Below are 1,190 nucleotides of genomic sequence, written 5' to 3' on the forward strand. Positions count from 1 at the left end.
GATCTGGAGCTGAGCCTTGGCGAGCATGGCGAGGAGATCGCCGGAACGCTGGGTTATGCCACGGCGCTGTTTGATCAGGCGACGATCGAGCGGCAGCGTGGTTATCTGCTGACGCTGCTGCGGGCGATGGCTGCCGATGCGCAGCAAGAGGTCCACCGGATTGAGCTGCTCTCGACTGCCGAGCGCACGTATCTGCTGGAGGAGCTGAACCGGACGGCGGCGTCGTATCCTGCGGAGCGGTGCATCCACGAGCTGTTCGAGGTGCAGGTGCACAAGGCGCCGGATGCGGTGGCGGTGGTCTGCGAAGATGAGCGGCTGAGCTATGGCGAGCTCAATGCGCGGGCCAACCGCCTGGCACATCATCTGATCGCCCTCGGGGTCAAACCTGGGGATCGCATTGCCACAGTGCTGGACCGCTCCGTCGCTCTTCTGGTGGCGCAGCTGGCGATTCTGAAGGCGGGCGGCGTGTATGTACCGATCGATCGCGCCCTCCCGTCGGCGCGACAAGAATTGCTCATGGCCGATTGTGCTGCACGCTTGGTGCTTTGCGCTGATGATCTGGTTGAAGCGACGATACCTGTTCGTGCTATTGAGCCGCTCACGGCTGGAACGGGATGTAGTTCCAATCCTGGGCTGGCGTTGAGCGCTGAAACTGCCGCTTACGTCATGTACACCTCCGGCTCAACTGGCCTTCCCAAAGGAGTTGTTGTTCCTCATCGTGCCGTCAACCGGCTCGTGATCAACAGTGGGTATGTGAAGATCGATGCAGGAGATCGGGTGGCATGGGCTGGCAATCCCGCCTTCGACGCAAGCACATTCGAAGTATGGGCACCGCTGCTTAACGGTGGTTGCATTGTTGCCATGCATGCCGCCACCGTCAGGGATACTCCTAGTTTTGCCCGGGCGCTTGAACAGCACCGGGTAACGTCACTGTTTCTAACAACAGCATTATTCAACCAATATACATCAACGATTGCTCCGACGTTGGCGCAACTGAAGCACCTCCTCTGTGGGGGTGAGCGCGGTGATCTTGCCTCGTTTCTGAGATTGTTGAAGGAAAAGGGCGCCGTACGTCTCATTAACTGCTACGGGCCCACCGAGACGACGACCTTCGCGACGATCTGGACTTGCCCGACTGATTTCAATGGGTCGTTGGTCCCGATCGGTCGTCCAATCGCCAACACGCGGGT

At 59.7% G+C, this 1,190-nt stretch carries 1 protein-coding gene; it reads left to right on the forward strand.

Features of this window, described 5'->3' with window-relative positions; all coding sequences use genetic code 11:
• Positions 1-1,190: AMP-binding protein (locus AC5ZFO_RS47970; RefSeq protein ID WP_496124262.1), on the forward strand; the 1,190-nt coding region annotated here is incomplete at both ends.

The sequence above is a fragment of the Bradyrhizobium sp. Unk1 genome (genome assembly GCF_059512345.1).